At 65.2% G+C, this 17,492-nt stretch carries 15 protein-coding genes; 11 read left to right on the top strand and 4 right to left on the bottom strand.

The features are described 5' to 3' along the window. The first annotated feature begins 97 nt into the window (after nt 1-97). The 3 genes from ADE01S_RS01880 to yaaA all read left to right on the top strand — a co-directional run bounded on the left by ADE01S_RS01880 (nt 98) and on the right by yaaA (nt 2,992). A complete protein-coding gene (locus tag ADE01S_RS01880; RefSeq protein WP_062679752.1) occupies nt 98-1,318 on the top strand; it encodes a cation:proton antiporter domain-containing protein in 1,221 nt (406 codons plus the stop codon). Between the two features lie 104 nt (nt 1,319-1,422). Further along, nucleotides 1,423-2,205, top strand: coding sequence for a 3-hydroxybutyrate dehydrogenase (locus ADE01S_RS01875; protein WP_062679751.1), 783 nt, complete (start codon nt 1,423-1,425; stop codon nt 2,203-2,205). Nucleotides 2,206-2,221: 16 nt separating this feature from the next. Continuing rightward, nucleotides 2,222-2,992, top strand: coding sequence for a peroxide stress protein YaaA (gene yaaA, locus ADE01S_RS01870; RefSeq protein WP_062679750.1), 771 nt, complete (start codon nt 2,222-2,224; stop codon nt 2,990-2,992). A 275-nt stretch (nt 2,993-3,267) separates the two neighbouring features. Here yaaA and ADE01S_RS01865 read toward each other — a convergent pair whose 3' ends face one another. Continuing rightward, nucleotides 3,268-5,490: an FUSC family protein gene (locus ADE01S_RS01865; protein WP_062679749.1), complete on the bottom strand. Its 2,223-nt coding sequence runs from the start codon at nt 5,488-5,490 to the stop codon at nt 3,268-3,270. Between the two features lie 399 nt (nt 5,491-5,889). Here ADE01S_RS01865 and ADE01S_RS01860 point away from each other — a divergent pair, with 399 nt between their 5' ends. The 4 genes from ADE01S_RS01860 (at nt 5,890) to pssA (ending at nt 10,225) form a co-directional block, all read left to right on the top strand. After that, nucleotides 5,890-7,680, top strand: a complete 1,791-nt coding sequence (locus ADE01S_RS01860; RefSeq protein WP_165695597.1) for an acetolactate synthase 3 catalytic subunit — start codon at nt 5,890-5,892, stop codon at nt 7,678-7,680. Between the two features lie 11 nt (nt 7,681-7,691). Beyond that, on the top strand, nt 7,692-8,183 hold the full coding sequence (ilvN, locus tag ADE01S_RS01855; RefSeq protein WP_053246174.1) for an acetolactate synthase small subunit: 492 nt from the start codon (nt 7,692-7,694) through the stop codon (nt 8,181-8,183). Between the two features lie 44 nt (nt 8,184-8,227). Continuing rightward, nucleotides 8,228-9,274, top strand: coding sequence for a ketol-acid reductoisomerase (ilvC, locus tag ADE01S_RS01850; RefSeq protein WP_341351715.1), 1,047 nt, complete (start codon nt 8,228-8,230; stop codon nt 9,272-9,274). Between the two features lie 177 nt (nt 9,275-9,451). Then, a complete protein-coding gene (gene pssA, locus ADE01S_RS01845) occupies nt 9,452-10,225 on the top strand; it encodes a CDP-diacylglycerol--serine O-phosphatidyltransferase (RefSeq protein WP_062679747.1) in 774 nt (257 codons plus the stop codon). A gap of 28 nt (nt 10,226-10,253) precedes the next feature. On the opposite strand, the gene ADE01S_RS01840 is transcribed toward pssA, so the two are convergent. After that, nucleotides 10,254-10,772: a hypothetical protein gene (locus ADE01S_RS01840; RefSeq protein ID WP_062679746.1), complete on the bottom strand. Its 519-nt coding sequence runs from the start codon at nt 10,770-10,772 to the stop codon at nt 10,254-10,256. 366 nt (nt 10,773-11,138) lie between these two features. Here ADE01S_RS01840 and rpsO point away from each other — a divergent pair, with 366 nt between their 5' ends. The 4 genes from rpsO (at nt 11,139) to ADE01S_RS01820 (ending at nt 15,817) form a co-directional block, all read left to right on the top strand. Beyond that, a complete protein-coding gene (gene rpsO / locus ADE01S_RS01835) occupies nt 11,139-11,408 on the top strand; it encodes a 30S ribosomal protein S15 (RefSeq protein ID WP_006223612.1) in 270 nt (89 codons plus the stop codon). A gap of 90 nt (nt 11,409-11,498) precedes the next feature. Then, on the top strand, nt 11,499-13,661 hold the full coding sequence (gene pnp / locus ADE01S_RS01830) for a polyribonucleotide nucleotidyltransferase (RefSeq protein ID WP_062679745.1): 2,163 nt from the start codon (nt 11,499-11,501) through the stop codon (nt 13,659-13,661). A 199-nt stretch (nt 13,662-13,860) separates the two neighbouring features. Then, nucleotides 13,861-14,586, top strand: coding sequence for a hypothetical protein (locus ADE01S_RS01825; protein WP_062679744.1), 726 nt, complete (start codon nt 13,861-13,863; stop codon nt 14,584-14,586). A 13-nt stretch (nt 14,587-14,599) separates the two neighbouring features. Further along, nucleotides 14,600-15,817, top strand: coding sequence for a threonine ammonia-lyase (locus ADE01S_RS01820; protein ID WP_062679743.1), 1,218 nt, complete (start codon nt 14,600-14,602; stop codon nt 15,815-15,817). Between the two features lie 16 nt (nt 15,818-15,833). Here the strand turns inward: ADE01S_RS01820 and ADE01S_RS01815 are convergent, their stop codons facing one another. Then, entirely contained in the window at nt 15,834-16,499 is a 666-nt protein-coding gene (locus ADE01S_RS01815; RefSeq protein ID WP_370511551.1) for a PIN domain-containing protein, read from the bottom strand. Between the two features lie 75 nt (nt 16,500-16,574). Further along, nucleotides 16,575-17,264: a glutathione S-transferase family protein gene (locus ADE01S_RS01810; protein ID WP_062679741.1), complete on the bottom strand. Its 690-nt coding sequence runs from the start codon at nt 17,262-17,264 to the stop codon at nt 16,575-16,577. Nucleotides 17,265-17,492 lie beyond the last annotated feature (228 nt).

Below are 17,492 nucleotides of genomic sequence, written 5' to 3'. Positions count from 1 at the left end.
TTTCAACGGGCTTTCGGCTGCGGCATTCTTTGCCCAGAATCTGCACTGTGCCGGCCTCGCGCCGGGCCCCGATCGCCCTGGCGCCGAACCTCATCCCATGGATCTCATCCTTATCCTCCTGCTTGCGGCCGTGCTTTGCGTACCCGTGACGCAGCAGCTGGGCCTGGGCGCCATTCCGGGATACCTGATCGCGGGCGTGCTGGTGGGGCCGTCCTGCCTGAAGCTGGTCACGAACGTGGACACCATGATCGGGGTGTCTCAGTGGGGCGTGGTGATGATGCTGTTCATCATCGGGCTGGAGCTGTCGCCCAAGCGGCTGTGGGCCATGCGCAACGAAGTCTTCGTGCTGGGTTCGATGCAGATGCTGGTCTGCGGATTGTTGCTGGGGGTGGTGTTCGGCGCGGCGCTGCGGCATCTGGCCGGGATGGGGTGGCAGGCGGCGGTGCTTTGCGGCCTGTCGCTGGCGCTGTCGTCCACGGCGGTCGCCCTGCGCCTATTGGAAGAGCGCGGGCTGACGCGGATGCCGCTGGGGCGTTCGGCGCTCGGGCTGCTGCTGTTCCAGGACATGGCGGCGATACCGATGCTGCTGGCGGCGGGCCTGCTGGGGTCGGACGGCACCTCGGCGCCATCGTTCAAGGAGGCGCTGATCGCCGTGGTGGTGGTGGCCGTGGCCTATCGGTTGCGGTTGCTGGGCTGGGCGGCCAAGGCGCAGCTGAACGAGCTGTTCACCGCCGCGGCGCTGCTGATGGTGGTCGGCGCCGCCCAGCTGTTCGATTACGCGGGCCTGTCGGCCGGCCTGGGCGGGTTCCTGGTGGGCGTGCTGATGGCCGAATCCCGCTACCGCGACGAGCTGGAAAAGGCCATCGACCCGTTCAAGGGCCTGTTGCTGGGCCTGTTCTTCGTGGCCATCGGCATGTCGGTGAATCTGCGGGTGGTGGAGCACCACTGGATCTTCATCATCGTCGGCGTGACCTCGCTGTTGCTGGTCAAGGGCCTGGTGTTGTACGGCTTCGCGCGCTTCCTGGGCCTGCCGCGCTACCACCGCCTGCTGTTCGCCGTCGCGCTCGCCCAGGGCGGCGAATTCAGTTTCGCCATCTTCAACGAAGCCTGGGACAACCACCTGGTGGACCTGGAACAGCGCGACGTGCTGTCCGTGGTGGTGGCGATCTCGATGGGCGTGGTGCCGGTGCTCATCAAGCTGCTGGAACGCATCCCCGAGAACCGCGGGGGCATGGCGGACCTGCCGACCGCCGATCCGCCGGAAGCCGTTCCCGAGACGCGGCCGTCCAGCCAGGGCGGCAAGCCCCCCGCGGCCTGACCCGCCGGCCTTGCGGCCGTGGCATGATTGCCGTCTTGCCGGGCAGCTACACTTGACGCCTGCTTTGCTTCCCGCCTTATGTGCCAGATCACAGGAGAACGCTCATGCTTAAAGGAAAAGTCGCCCTTGTCACCGGTTCCACCAGCGGCATCGGCCTGGGTATCGCCACGGCCTTCGCCGCGCAGGGCGCCGATATCGTCTTGAACGGCTTCGGTGACGCGGCGGAGATCGAGAAAGTCCGCGCCGGCCTGGCCGACAAGCATGGCGTGAAGGTGGTCTACGACGGCGCCGACCTGTCCAAGGGCTCGGCCGTGCGCGACCTGGTCGAAAATGCCGTTCGCCAGCTGGGCCGTATCGACATCCTGGTCAACAACGCCGGCATCCAGCACACCGCGCAGATCGAGGACTTCCCGGTAGAAAAGTGGGACGCGATCCTGGCCTTGAACCTGTCGGCCGTATTCCACGGCACCGCGGCCGCGCTGCCGCACATGAAGAAGCAGGGCTTCGGCCGCATCATCAATATCGCCTCGGCCCACGGCCTGGTGGCGTCGGCCAACAAGTCGGCCTACGTGGCCGCCAAGCACGGCGTGGTGGGGTTCACCAAGGTGACGGCGCTGGAAACGGCTGGCCAGGGCATCACCGCCAACGCCATTTGCCCGGGCTGGGTCCGCACCCCGCTGGTGGAAAAGCAGATCACCGCGCTGGCGGAAAAGAACGGCATCGACCAGGAAGCCGCCGCGCGCGAACTGCTGGGCGAGAAGCAACCCTCGCTGCAATTCGTGACGCCGGAGCAATTGGGCGGCACAGCCGTATTCCTGGCCTCGGACGCCGCCGCGCAAATCACAGGAACGTCCGTCTCGGTCGATGGCGGCTGGACGGCGCGCTGAATAAAGGAATCCCGCAATGCTGTTTTTGCTTTCCCCCGCCAAGAAACTGGACTACGACTCGCCGCTGCACATCGAGACGCATACCCAGCCGTTGTTCGTGGACCAGGCTGCCGGCCTGATCAAGGTGCTGAAGACCAAATCGGCCGAGGACATCTCCGAACTCATGAGCCTGAGTCCGGCGCTGTCCGAGCTGAACGTGCAGCGCTATGCCCACTGGAAGCGCAGCTTCACCCAGGCCAATTCGCGCCAGGCGGTGCTGGCCTTCAACGGCGACGTGTACGAAGGGCTGGAGGCTTCCACCCTGTCGGCCAAGCAGCTGGATTGGGCGCAGGAGCACGTGGCCATCCTGAGCGGCCTGTACGGCGTCCTGCGTCCGCTGGACCTGATGCAGCCCTACCGCCTGGAAATGGGCACGCGGCTGGCCACGCCCAAGGGCAAGAACCTGTACGAGTACTGGGGCACGGCTATCGCCGATTACCTGAACGAGCGGCAGGCGGGCCAGAAGGCGCCGGTGATCGTCAACCTGGCGTCCGAGGAATACTTCAAGTCGGTCGACCTGAAGGCCTTGAAGGCGCGCGTGGTGCAGTGCGTCTTCCAGGACTGGAAGAACGGCGCCTGGAAAATCATCAGCTTCCACGCCAAGCGCGCGCGCGGCCTGATGGCGCGCTACGCGATCTTGCACAAGGTGTCCAAGCCCGAAGGCCTGCAGGGCTTCGACCTGGAAGGCTATGCGTACGACGCGTCGGCCTCGTCGGAAGACAAACTGGTGTTCAGGCGCAAGGCGTAGGATGGGTGGAGCGCGAGAGTTCTTAAGCTAGAACGCTATTGCCGAACGCGCGAAACCCATCGGCCGGCGCAAGCCGGCATATTTGCGCTTGCCACGAAAAACGGCGGCTGGCGCCGCCTGATGGGTTACGCGCGTTCGATATTTGAGTTCTTTCTTAAGAACTCTCGCGCTACACCCATCCTACAACTCTCGCGCTACACCCATCCCACAAATCCCGCGCTCCACCCATCCCACAACTCCCGCGCTGCACCCATCTGCGTACGCCTGCCGGGATTTCAGGCGGCCGCCGCCACCGGCGGCGTGTGCGCGGGGTCGTCCAGGGCCTGCAGTTCCTGCCGGATCATGTGGGCGGCCTTGAGCATCTGCTTGACGGGATAGACCAGGGCGGCCTGCTCGCCTTCGGTGGCGAACTGGGTGGGCAGGTTGGCGGGCGCCTGGGCGAGCTTTTCGTCCAGGATGTCCACCATGCCGGTCAGCGCCCGCTGCACGGCCTCGGGCGTGGCGGGCAGCGCCGCCAGGATGGGGATGGCCGCCGTGATCTGCGAGGCCAGGATGTGGTTCTGGATCAGCAGGTTGTTCAGTTCCGGCACGCTCACCTGGTGCGACTTGGGCTCGCTCATCATCCGGTAGAAGGCTTCGGCGAAATTGCTGAACGAGATGTGCACGTTCTTGCGCGCCAGCCGCCATGCGAGGTCGGCGTCGGTGACTGCCGGCGTGTCCCCGGCGGCCGCGCCCACCGGGGCGCCATGGGCCTGCATGGCGTCGACGTAGCGCAGGCCCGCCATCAGGTATTCGCGGTTGGCGCGCGTGGCCGCCGCCGCCAGCGGCTTCAGATAGCGGGCTTCCCACCACGGCAGGATGTAGCTGCAGACCAGCGCCAGCGCGCAGCCCAGCAGGGTGTCGATCGCGCGTTCGCCGATCACCGACATGGACACGGTGCCCGGCGACACGAAGTGGAACACCAGCACCACGAACAGCGTGTTGAAGATGGCGCTGGCCATGTAGTTCAACTGCACCAGGCTATTGCCCATGATGCACGCGCCCAGCAGCACGGCGAACAGGATCTCGGGCCGGTCGGTCAGGTGGAACAGCAGCAGGGCGCCGAGGCAGCCGATCAGCGTGCCCATCAGCCGCCAGCCGTTGCGCTGGCGCGTCAGCGCGAAGCCCGGCTTCATGATGATCACGATGGTGAGCATGATCCAGTAGTTGTGCGCGGAAAACTCCGGCGACAGCCAGCGGCTGGCCAGCGTCATCGCGATCGCCGCGGCCGCCGTCACGCGCAACGCGTAGCGAAAGTGCGGGGAGTCCAGGCGCAGGTTGCTGGTCAGCAGCCCCACGCGGAACTCCTGGCGCGAGATGAAGCGCGTGAGCGATTTGTTGATGCGCAGCACGTCGGTGGGCTTGGCGTCGGGCGAGGCCGCGGTGTGGTCGGCGAGGCGGTCGACGATGCGCGCCGAATTGCGCAGGCGGCGCAGCACCTGGATGATCAGCGCCAGCATCTCCGGCTCGCGCTCGCCCAGGCCCTGCTGCTTGAGCTGTTCGATCTCGTACTCGATGGCGCGCAGTTCGGCGCGGGCGCTGCTGCGGTACTGCACCTTGCGCCCGCGCGACACGTCCAGCGCGATGCGGTTGAGTTCCAGCGACATCTTCACCAGCGCATCGCGCATGAACATCAGGCAGTCGTTGCCGGCCAGCGCGCGGCGCAGCGCGGCATAGTCGGTATGCGTGGCGACCAGGGTGTCCAGGAGCTGCAGCATGTCCACGAACATGTTCCAGATCATCACGCGCTGGCGGTCGCCCAGGCCCTTGCCGCGGGGCAGGGCGCGCAGCACCATGTCGCGCGCCGCCTGGTGCTTTTCCGTCATGACGGACTGGCGCTGGATCAGCGTGCGGTAGGCCTCGTCCAGGTCCGCGGTGTCATCGTAGAAAGCGGCCCGCGCGGCCACGTAATCGGCGGTGGCGAAGAGGGCCACCGACATGGCCTGCTGCTCCTCGCGCAGCCAGAACAGGCGGGAAAAGCCCAGGCTGAACGCCACGTAGAACAGCGCGCCGCCCAGCGTGGCGGCCGCATGCGCCAGCACTTCGTGGGGTTCGAGCGGCGAATGCATGGTCAGCGTCATCAGCAGCAGGCCGGCGAAGCCGATCAGGCCGCCGCGCTTGCCGAACACGGTGAACATGGAATAGACGAAGCACTGCGCGATGACCGCCAGCCAGATCAGCACCGGGTGCGAGGACGCCAGCCCGGTGACGACGACGGTCAGCGTGCCCAGCGCCGCGCCGCCCAGCATCTCGTTGGTGCGATGGCGCTGCGGGCCGCCGGGCTGGTCGATGATGGCAAGGCACTGCGCGCCGAAGGTCGCCACCAGCCCCGTCGTGTAGTTGCCGAACACGCCGCCCAGCACCAGCACGGGCAACAGCATTCCCACCCCCTGGCGCACCCCTCCGAAGAAGTAATGGCTGTAGAGGAAGCGGCGGATGCTGGCGATGCGCAAATCCATGGGGCGACGACAAGGTTCAGGATGACGGAATCAAGTATAGAGAGAGCCGTGCATTTTTTGGGGTCAGATGGTTACCGAACCTTCTCCGCAACAGTCCTGGAAAGGCCGATTTGCCACCTTTGACGCAACGCGGTAAATTGCTCCACTTGCGCCGGCCTGCCTATCCGAAGCCGGTGCGTTGAGGCGGATGGCCAGGGACACCTCCCACCCATCCCGCAGCAGTTACACCTGCCGTTGGCCGCGCCACAAGCGTGTGTTGCCAAGGCTTCCATTTCGACCTCCAGCGTCCCCCAGGGGCGTTTGCACTGCGTTCTGTCGAGCGTGTGCCGGGTCGGCAAGGTGTCCGGGTGGCGTGGCTCCGTGAGCCGCTAAGCGCCGGATCATGTTGTCGTAGCCGGTATGGGTTCAGTTGCCGCCGTATCCGGGCGAGCAGCAGGCAGGGTTTGCAGGGCCGGTACTGAAAGGAATGACAACATGGAACTGAATGGCGCCGATATCGTCGTGCGCTGCCTGGCCGAAGAAGGCGTGGAACACGTTTTCGGCTACCCCGGCGGCGCGGTGCTTTACATCTACGACGCGATTTTCAAGCAAGACAAATTCCAGCATATCCTGGTGCGCCACGAGCAGGCCGCCGTGCATGCCGCCGATGCCTATTCGCGCTCGTCGCAGAAGGTAGGCGTCTGCATCGTGACCAGCGGCCCGGGCGTGACCAATGCCGTCACCGGCATCGCCACCGCCTATATGGACTCCATCCCGATGGTGATCATCAGCGGGCAGGTGCCCACTGCGGCCATCGGCGAGGACGCCTTTCAGGAATGCGACACCGTCGGCATCACGCGTCCCTGCGTCAAGCACAACTTCCTGGTGCGCGACGTCAAGGATCTGGCCGAAACCATGCGCCGCGCGTTCTACATCGCGCGCACCGGCCGTCCCGGCCCGGTGCTGGTGGATATCCCCAAGGACATCACCGTCGCGCAGTGCAAATACACGCCGCCCAAGGGCGAGATCTCGATGCGTTCCTACGCGCCCGTCAACAAGGGCCACCAGGGGCAGATCAAGAAGGCCGTGCAGATGCTGCTGGCGGCCGAGCGTCCGATGATCTACACGGGCGGCGGGGTCATCCTGTCGAACGCCGCGCCGGAGCTCAACAAGCTCGTGACGCAGCTGGGCGCGCCTTGTACCAGCACCCTGATGGGGCTGGGCGGCTATCCCGCCAGCAGCGGCCAGTTCGTGGGCATGCCCGGCATGCACGGCACGTACGAAGCCAATATGGCGATGCAGCACTGCGACGTGCTGCTGGCCATCGGCGCCCGCTTCGACGACCGCGTGATCGGCAATCCCAAGCACTTCGCGCAGAACGCCCGCAAGATCATCCATATCGACATCGATCCCTCGTCGATCTCCAAGCGCGTGCGCGTGGACGTGCCGATCGTGGGCAACGTGAAGGACGTCCTGGCCGACCTCAGCGCGCAGTACGACATCGCCGCCGCCGAGCACAAGCCCGCCTCCATCGCCAAGTGGTGGGAGCAGGTCGAGACCTGGCGCGGCAAGGAATGCCTGAAGTTCGCCAACTCGGACGAAGTCATCAAGCCGCAGTACGTGGTGGAGAAGCTCTGGGAAGTGACGGGCGGCGACGCCTTCGTGACCTCCGACGTGGGCCAGCACCAGATGTGGGCGGCGCAGTACTACAAGTTCGACAAGCCGCGCCGCTGGATCAACTCCGGCGGCCTGGGCACCATGGGCGTCGGCCTGCCGTACGCCATGGGCGTGCAGATGGCCAATCCCGGGCACGACGTGGCCGTCATCACCGGCGAAGCGTCCATCCAGATGAACATCCAGGAACTGTCGACCTGCCACCAGTACCGCCTGACGCCGAAGATCGTCTGCCTGAACAACCGCTTCCTGGGCATGGTCCGGCAGTGGCAGCAGATCGACTACGGTTCGCGCTATTCCGAGTCGTACATGGATTCGCTGCCCGATTTCGTCAAGGTGGCCGAGGCCTATGGCCACGTGGGTCTGCGCATCGAGCGCCCGGCTGACGTCGAGCCCGCGCTGCGCGAGGCGTTCAAGAAGCACAAGGACCGCCTGGTCTTCCTGGACTTCATCACCGACCGCACCGAAAACGTGTGGCCGATGGTCAAGGCCGGACGCGGGTTGACCGAAATGCTGCTCGGCTCTGAAGACCTGTAAGGAGGCCACCCATGAAGCACGTGATTTCCGTCCTCCTCGAAAACGAACCTGGCGCGCTGTCGCGCGTGGTGGGCCTGTTTTCCGCGCGGGGCTACAACATCGAGACCCTGACCGTGGCCCCCACCGAGGACGCCACGCTGTCGCGCATGACCATCGTGACCACCGGGTCCGACGAGATCATCGAGCAGATCACCAAGCACCTGAACCGCCTGGTGGACGTCGTCAAGGTCGTCGACCTGACCGAAGGCGCGCACATCGAGCGCGAGCTGATGCTCGTGAAGGTGCGGGCCGTCGGCAAGGAGCGCGAGGAAATGAAGCGCATGGCGGACATCTTCCGCGGCCGCATCATCGACGTGACCGACAAGTCCTACACCATCGAATTGACGGGGGTGCAGGAAAAAGTACAGGCCTTCCTGGAGGCCCTGGACCGCAGTGCCATCCTTGAAACCGTGCGCACCGGCGTGTCCGGCATCGGACGCGGTGAACGGATTCTGAAGATCTGACCGGCCTGCCGGCCGAGCCTCACCCTATATCTGAACTGAACAATATCCAAAATACTGGAATCTGGAGCACAACCATGAAAGTTTTCTACGACAAAGACTGCGACCTGTCCCTCATCAAAGGCAAGACCGTTGCCATCATCGGCTACGGTTCGCAAGGTCACGCGCACGCGCAGAACCTGCACGAATCGGGCGTGAAGGTCATCGTCGGCCTGCGCAAGGGCGGCGCCTCGTGGAACAAGGCCGCCAACGCCGGCCTGGAAGTCAAGGAAGTCGCGGACGCCGTCAAGTCGGCCGACATCGTCATGATGCTGCTGCCCGACGAGAACATCGCTTCGGTCTACAACAAGGAAGTGCACGCCAACATCAAGGCCGGCGCCGCCCTGGCGTTCGCCCACGGCTTCAACGTGCACTACGGCCAGGTCGTGCCGCGTGAAGACATCGACGTCATCATGATCGCGCCGAAGGCTCCGGGCCACACCGTGCGCAACACCTACAAGCAAGGCGGCGGCGTGCCCCACCTCGTGGCCGTGTACCAGGACAAGTCGGGCGCCGCGCGTGACGTGGCCCTGTCGTACGCCAGCGCCAACGGCGGCGGCCGTGCCGGCATCATCGAAACCAACTTCCGCGAAGAAACCGAAACCGACCTGTTCGGCGAACAGGCCGTGTTGTGCGGCGGTACCGTCGAGCTGATCAAGGCCGGTTTCGACACGCTGGTGGAAGCCGGCTACGCGCCCGAAATGGCGTACTTCGAGTGCCTGCACGAACTGAAGCTGATCGTCGACCTGATCTACGAAGGCGGCATCGCCAACATGAACTACTCGATTTCGAACAACGCCGAGTTCGGCGAGTACGAAACGGGTCCGAAGATCGTTACGGACGAAACCCGCAAGGCCATGCGCCAGTGCCTGACGGACATCCAGACCGGCGAATACGCCAAGAAGTTCATCCTGGAAAACACCGCCGGCGCCCCGACGCTGACCTCGCGCCGCCGCATCAACGCGGAATCGCAGATCGAGCAGGTGGGTGGCAAGCTGCGCGCCATGATGCCCTGGATCGCCGCCAACAAGCTGGTGGACAAGTCCAAGAACTGATCCCGGACACCGCGCGGGGTTCCGTCCCCGCGCAATCAGGGTCAGAACGGCATGCCTTATACGGGCATGCCGTTTTTTTTGCCGTTCCGGTTCAATCGCAGGTATGCCTCTTGCTGCGGCCCGCAAGCGGGGCCAGATGGGTTAACCTTTCAGTGTTCGTTGTAAGTTATTGAGACCATGCCCAATTTTTCCATGCGCGATTCCGAGAACCGCCACCGAAGCATCTACCTGCTGCCCAACGCGTTCACCACCGCGGCGTTGTTCGCGGGGTTCTACGCCGTCGTGCAGGCCATGAACGACCGCTTCGAAGTCGCCGCCATCGCCATCTTCGTCGCCATGGTGTTGGACGGCATGGATGGCCGCGTGGCGCGCCTGACCAACACCCAGTCGGCCTTCGGCGAACAGTACGACTCGCTTTCCGACATGACGTCTTTCGGCGTGGCCCCCGCGCTGGTCATGTACGAATGGATCCTGAACGACCTGGGCCGCTGGGGCTGGCTGGCCGCCTTCGTGTACGTATCGGGCGCCGCGCTGCGCCTGGCGCGCTTCAACACCAATATCGCCGTAGTGGACAAACGCTACTTCCAGGGGTTGCCCAGCCCGGCCGCGGCCGCGCTGGTGGCGGGCTTCGTGTGGCTGGCGGTGGACAACAAGCTGCCCATCCACGACAGCCTGATGGCATGGGTCGCGTTCACGCTCACCATGTACGCCGGCATCACCATGGTGTCGAACGCGCCGTTCTTCAGCGGCAAGAGCTTCGCGCTGGGCCGCAGCGTGCCGTTCTGGGGCATCCTGCTGGTGGTTGCCGTGTTCGTGTTCGTGTCCAGCGATCCTCCGGTGGTGCTGTTCGGCCTCTTCGTGCTGTACGGCCTGTCGGGCTGGATCACCTGGGCGTGGCGCTGGAACCGGGCGCGCCGCCTGACGCAAGAGCGCCGCGGCCATACGTCCTGACCGGCGCCGCGCAAAGAAAACGCGAGACCTACCACCACATGAACTTATCGTCGTCGTACATCGGGTCGGGACCCGGATGGAAGTGCGTGACCTTGTTGCCGTCGCGGCCCATGTAGACGTACATGAGCGAGTTCCAGACGCTGTTTTCCTTGTAGCGGTACGACCACACGACTTCGCGCTTTTCGCCCAGGCCGGCTTCCTCGATGCGGGCGGGCGGGCCGAATTCGCAGCGCACGCGGTCGGGGCCCCAGTCGCCGACTTCCAGCACCTTGAAGTGGGCGTCCGTCAGCAGCGGCACGACGCGGTCTACGCGGCCGTCTGTGCCGACGTTGGTGCCCCAGGCGTACTGGCCCATGGGCTGTTGCGTCCAGATGACGCGGCGCCCGCCGCCGGCCTGCGGGCATTCGAAGTTGGGACGGCCGAACTGGGTCAGGACGTCGGCGTAGGGCGTGCCAGGCTGGATTTGGGCCATGTTCGCGCAGGCCGCCAGGCCGGCCAGCGCCGCGGCGGCGAGCGTGGTGCGGGCGATTCTGTAATATTTAGACATATTTATCTCCTGCGGAGGTCGGATCGCGGCCTTCCGGCCCTGGGAGGGGGCTGGCCCGGCGCGTTGGGGTAATTCTAGCGAATCAGCTATAATCATCGAGCTTTATCAAGTGTATTGATTCTGCAAGATACTTTGCGCCGGCCACAGTGGCCTGGAAGTTAGGCTTTGACCCGTGCTTTGAGGAAGACTCGACTGAGGAAACTCGATTGAGGAAAACTCAAGACTAAAGGCGTCCAGGCATAGTCCAGGCACTGTTTGAGTCATCATTGGCAGCAGTGAGAAAGCGAATTCAGCCAGGTTCGCGCAAAATTTTTCCAAACCACGTCAGGGCGCCTCGGCCCTGTCGCATGTCCGAAGAGGTCATTAATGTCTGTAGCTGACATCAAGAAATCCGATATCGTTGCGCAATTCCAACGCGCTCAAGGCGATACCGGCTCCCCCGAAGTCCAGGTGGCTCTGCTCACCGCCCGTATCAACGAGCTGACCGGTCACTTCAAAGAACACATGAAGGATCACCACTCGCGCCGCGGTCTGCTGCGCATGGTCAGCCGTCGCCGCAAGCTGCTCGACTATCTCAAGGGCCGCAATCCCGATTCGTACCGCGCACTGATCGAAAAACTCGGTCTGCGCAAGTGATCGACGGGGCTGGCTCCCCATGACGCAACCGTGGTCGGTGCGACGTATGTCGCGACGGCCACGGTTTTTCATTTGTAAGGAATAATCGTCATGTTCAATAAAGTGACAAAATCGTTCCAGTACGGCCAGCATACGGTCGTCCTGGAAACTGGCGAGATCGCTCGCCAGGCCTCCGGCGCCGTGGTGGTGTCGATCGAGGACACCGTCGTCCTGGCCACTGTCGTGGCTTCCAAGAAGGCCAAGCCCGGCCAGACGTTTTTCCCGCTGACCGTCGACTACATCGAGAAGACCTACGCCGCCGGCCGTATCCCCGGCGGGTTCTTCAAGCGTGAAGGCAAGCCCTCCGAAAAGGAAACGCTGACCTCGCGCCTGATCGACCGTCCCCTGCGTCCGCTGTTCCCCGAAGACTTCTACAACGAAGTCCAGGTGGTCATCCACACGCTGTCGGTCAATCCCGAGATCGATCCCGACATCGCCGCCATGATCGGCGCCTCGGCCGCGCTGGCCATTTCGGGCATCCCGTTCAACGGCCCGATCGGCGCCGCGCGCGTGGGCTACATCGATGGCCAGTACGCCATCAACCCGACCGCCTCGCAGCTGAAGTCCTCCAAGCTGGACCTGGTCGTCGCCGGCACCGAAAACGCCGTGCTGATGGTGGAATCGGAAGCGCAGCAGCTGTCCGAAGAAATCATGCTGGGCGGCGTGGTCTACGGCCACGAGCAAATGCAGGCCGTCATCAACGCCATCCACGAACTGGTCAAGGACGCCGGCAAGCCCGATTGGGACTGGCAGCCGCCCGCCAAGGACGAGGCCCTGATCGCCGCTGTGACCGCAGCCGCCCAGGAAGGCCTGAACGCCGCCTACCAGATCCGCGAAAAGCAGGCCCGCACCGCCAAGCTGCGTGAAGTGTCGGCCGACGTGTCGGCCAAGCTGGCCGCCGCCGCCGCCGAAAAGGGCGAAGCGCTGCCGGACGCCGTCACCGTCGACAACATCATGTTCTCGCTCGAATCCTCGATCGTGCGCGGCCAGATCCTCAACGGCGAACCGCGTATCGACGGCCGCGACACCCGCACCGTGCGCCCCATCAGCGTGCGTCTGGGCGTGCTGCCCCGCGCGCACGGCAGCGCCCTGTTCACCCGCGGTGAAACCCAGGCGCTGGTCGTTGCCACGCTCGGCACCAAGCAGGACGAGCAGATCATCGACGCGCTCATGGGCGAGTACCGCGACCGCTTCATGCTGCACTACAACATGCCTCCGTTCGCCACCGGCGAAACGGGCCGCATCGGCGTGCCGAAGCGCCGCGAAATCGGCCACGGCCGCCTGGCCAAGCGCGCGCTGATCCCGCTGCTGCCGGCCCCTGAAGACTTCCAGTACACGATCCGCATCGTGTCGGAAATCACCGAGTCCAACGGCTCGTCGTCGATGGCTTCGGTCTGCGGCGGCTCGCTGGCCATGATGGACGCCGGCGTGCCGGTCAAGGATCACGTGGCCGGCGTGGCCATGGGCCTGATCCTGGACGGCGGCAAGTTCGCCGTGCTGACGGACATCCTGGGCGACGAAGATCACCTGGGCGACATGGACTTCAAGGTCGCGGGCACCGAAAACGGCGTCACCGCACTGCAGATGGACATCAAGATCCAGGGCATCACCAAGGAAATCATGCAGGTGGCGCTGGCCCAGGCCCGCGAAGGCCGTCTGCACATCCTCGGCAAGATGAAGGAAGCGCTGGACGGTTCGCGCGGCGAGCTGTCGGCTTTCGCTCCGCGCATGCTGACCATCAAGATCAACCCCGAGAAGATCCGCGACGTGATCGGCAAGGGCGGCGCCACCATCCGCGCGCTGACCGAAGAAACCGGCACGCAGATCGACATCTCCGACGACGGCACGATCGTGATCGCCAGCGTCGACGAAGCGCAGGCCAAGGAAGCCCAGCGTCGCATCGTCGAACTGACCGCCGACGTCGAAGTGGGCCAGATCTACGAAGGCTCGGTGTTGCGCCTGCTGGACTTCGGCGCCATCGTGCAAGTGCTGCCGGGCCGCGACGGCCTGCTGCACATCTCGGAGATCGCCAACTATCGCATCGCCAACATCAACGATGTGCTGAAGGTCGGCCAGCAAGTCCGCGTCAAGGTCATCGAGGCCGACGACAAGGGCCGTCTGCGCCTGTCGATCAAGGCCATCGGCGGGATCGAGCAGCAGCAAGCCGCTGCGGCTCCCGAAGCCGCTCCGCAATCCGAACCGCAAGCCGAATAAGCCTGCGTAACCGGTAGTGCAGGAAACGGCGCCTTTTTCAGGGCGCCGTTTTTTTTGGGCGCCTGGCGGCAGCGCCCGGCGGCCGGCGTCTCCCAAATGCCCCTACTTCCTGTAAAGTCTTGCGCGAAGAGCAAGGCCGACCCATGCCGAAGGCGGCCTTCGGGGCGTTTTCGCGCGGGGGGAAATGGATGATCAAGGCATGACCGGATGGCTGAAATCCGCTGGCGCGGCGGCGCTGCTCGCGACTTTGCTGGCGGGCTGCATGAGCAGTCCCGGGCCGGGCCAGCGCGGGCCCAAGAGCGAGGACATGTCCGCCGACCAGTTCGGCCAGACCGATTTCAACCGCACCGTCACGCTGGAGGTGCGCGACAACCTCGCCAGCCTCTATGTGCTCCTGGACAAGCTCTATCGGCGCAATCCGCGCGAGTGGCGCAAGACCGGCGCGGCGGACCAGGCGAAGGCGGTGGCGCTGGTCAAGCATGCCATCGAGGTCCGGATCCCGCCCGCCGACCTGGCCGGGCTGCGCGACATCCAGATCCTGGCCGTGTCGCTCGACCCCAACTATGCCGGCGACCGCGTCGGCGCGTTCATCTACGGCCTGGCCGACACCATCATCGCCGCGCACAACGGGAAAACCCGGCTGTACGCCACGGACGCGCTGGACGGGCAGCGGGTCTACAATGCCGCACGGAACGTCGAGGCCGCCGCCTGGCTGCTGGCGTCCCGCCGGAACAGCCAGGGCGAGCCCCTGCTGCTGGCCAACGAAATGTCCCAGAACGCCACGAACCTCAGCTTTGAGCGCGAATTCGGCGCCATCATCGGCCGGTTGGACCTGATCGCCAACCTGCTGGGCGAGAACGCGCGGCGCATCGGGATCAACTACGCGCAAGGCCTGCTGCTCTTCAATTTCCTGCCGGTGCGTTAACAGGATTTCCATCGTGATCGATATCGCCTCCATTCAGACTGCCCGCGAGAACCTGCGCGGCCAGGTGCTGAAGACCCCGTTTACCCTTTCCCGCACGCTGTCCGACATCTTCGGCGCCGAAATCTGGCTGAAGTTCGAGAACCTGCAGTTCACGGCGTCGTTCAAGGAGCGGGGAGCGCTGAACCGCATGCTGACGCTGTCGGACGCCGAGCGCGCGGCGGGCGTGATCGCCGTGTCGGCGGGCAACCATGCCCAGGGAGTGGCCTACCATGCGCAGCGCATGGGCGTGCCGGCGGTGATCGTGATGCCGCGCTTCACGCCCACCGTGAAGGTCGCCAATACGCGCCGTTTCGGCGCCGAAGTGGTGCTGGCGGGCGACACCTTCGACGACGCCAAGGCGCGCGGCTACGAACTGGCGCAGGAACGCGGGCTGACCATGATCCATCCGTATGACGACGAAGCCGTCATTTCGGGGCAGGGCACGGTGGCCCTTGAAATGCTGGAAGACCAGCCGCAACTGGACACGCTGGTCATCGCGATCGGCGGGGGCGGCCTGATTTCCGGGATCGCCACCGCGGCCAAGGCGCTCAAGCCCGGCATCGAGATCGTGGGCGTGCAGACCGAACGCTTTCCGTCCATGTATGCGGCGGTCAACGGCGTGTCCATGCCGCAGGGGCAGTACACCATCGCCGAAGGCATCGCCGTAAAATCGCCCGGCGCGCTGACGCAGCCTATCGTGAGCCAGCTGGTCGACCGGATCGAACTGGTGTCCGAGAGCGATATCGAGCACGCCATCGTGGTGTTGCTGGAAATCGAAAAGACCGTCGTCGAAGGCGCCGGCGCGGCGGGCCTGGCCGCGCTGCTGCATGCGCAGGAAGCCGGCGCCAGCCCCTACCAGGGCAAGCGCATCGGCCTGGTGCTGACCGGCGGCAATATCGACCCGCTGATGCTGGGCGAACTGATCGAGCGCGGCATGGTGCGCGCCGGGCGCCTGGCCCGCATCCGCGTGGACCTGCGCGACCTGCCGGGCGCGCTGGCCCATGCCACCAAGCTCATCGCCGACGCGCAGGCCAACATCACCGAGGTGCACCACCAGCGCGCCTTTACCTCACTGCCGGTGCGCAACGTCGAAGTGGATTTCGTGCTGCAGACCCGCGGGCACGAGCACATCCAGGAAGTGATAGAAGTGCTGAACGCCGCCGGATTCGCCGCCAGCAATCACGACCACTGAGCGGCGCCGCTCGGATTCAGGCCGCCGGCGCGGCGTCTCGCGCCAGCAGGTTCTTCAGGCCGTACAGCCGCTCGCGGTGCAGCGTCGCCGACAGCGGCTCGGGCTCGCGCCCCAGCGCGACGTAGTCGGCGGGCACCTGCGCCACCGCGGCGCGGATCGGGTCGGCGCCGGCCTGCCACCATTGCACCAGCATGCGGTCGGGGTTGTAGACGTCCAGCCCCTGGCGACGCAACTCCGAGCGGTTGAAATCCTTCAGGTTCCACGTCAGGACCTGCACCACCGGCGGTTGCTGCAGGCCGCAGCGGGCGCGGCGCGCCAGGCCGGCCGCGATCACGTGAAAATCCTTGGGGTCGCTGTAGCGCAGGGACGCTTCGTAGACTTGCGTGTCCACCTCCCGGGCGGCGGGAAAGCGCGCATTCATGTCGTCCCACAACTCGTTCATGACCTCGGGCGGTATGGTCCAGATGCGCGAGGCGTTGCGGCGCCATTCCTCGCCGATGCGGTCGGTCCAGACCGGCACGAACACGCCGGCCTCGGCCAGCCGCAACAGCAGGCGGCGCAGGATGCCGGACATGAGGACGCAGGCGTCGAGGACGATGAAGGGGGCAGTGGCGGGAGCGGCGGTCAAGATGCGATTCGGGGGCGGGCCGGAGCGGGGCCGCGGCGCGGGCCCCGGCGGCATGGCCGGTAAGGAAAAGAGGCGAGGCGCAAGAATAATGGTTTTTCGGCTCGTCGGGGAACGGCGGGGCCGCCCCGCCTAGGCCAGGTCGGCGCGCAAGGCGTTGCAATGACGCACCAGATTGCGGCGCGACGACAGGAATTGCTTGAGCGGCGTGTCGATGGCGTAAAAGTGGATATTGGCCAGGAAACCGTAGAGGCCCGCGTCCACGCTGCCTGGATTGGGGCCGAAAACGAAATCCTTGTCGCCCAGCAGATCGGCGATGACTTCCAGGTCGGCGACCCCGCGCGCGTAGACGTCGTCGGGCGCGTAGCGGCCGATGCCCTGGTAGTGGTAGCGCTGGAAGTTGTATTGCCGGGCGGCCTCCATCTGTTCGGGCGACACGTCCGGATGGGTGTCCAGCAGCGCCTTCCTGAAGATCGGCCAATAGCGGTCGTCGCGCCAGCGCGAATACGACATGACCCAGTACAGATCGTCCAGCGTGCGGCGGATCAACAGGTCCAGCCCGTGCTGCTGCGGGGTGAGGGCGCTGTCTATCGTCAGTTCGTAGCGCCGCTTCAGGTAGGCGATGATGGCGTCGCTGTCGCCGATGGCCAGGTCGCCGTCCACCACGTAGGGCAACTGCCCCCGCGGCGCCGATTGCACGTCGAGGGTATGCCGGTGGTCGAACGGCAGCCGGCACAGCTTCAGGAAGGCGTAGATCTTCAGGCCGTAGGGATTGTTGTCCTCAAGCCCATAGAGTCCGGGGTACGAGAATAGGGTGATCATGGGACGCTCCCTGGTTGCCGGACTAGATTAAATCGATAGCCGGGATCGCGGGCGCCCAATTTCATGGGGACGGAGACGAACCGCAAGGGAGCGCGCGCCGGCGGGGCGCGCGAGGGGTGGTGCCCGAGACCGGAATCGAACCGGTACGGCCGCGAGGCCGAGGGATTTTCTTACCACTTCGGCTTTCGCCGCCAGCGCGGGGCGCTGTTCGTGGTCTGGAGCACGCCT

This window comes from Achromobacter denitrificans NBRC 15125, assembly GCF_001571365.1.
GTDB lineage: Bacteria > Pseudomonadota > Gammaproteobacteria > Burkholderiales > Burkholderiaceae_B > Achromobacter > Achromobacter denitrificans.
This window is presented reverse-complemented; position numbering and strand designations above follow the sequence as displayed.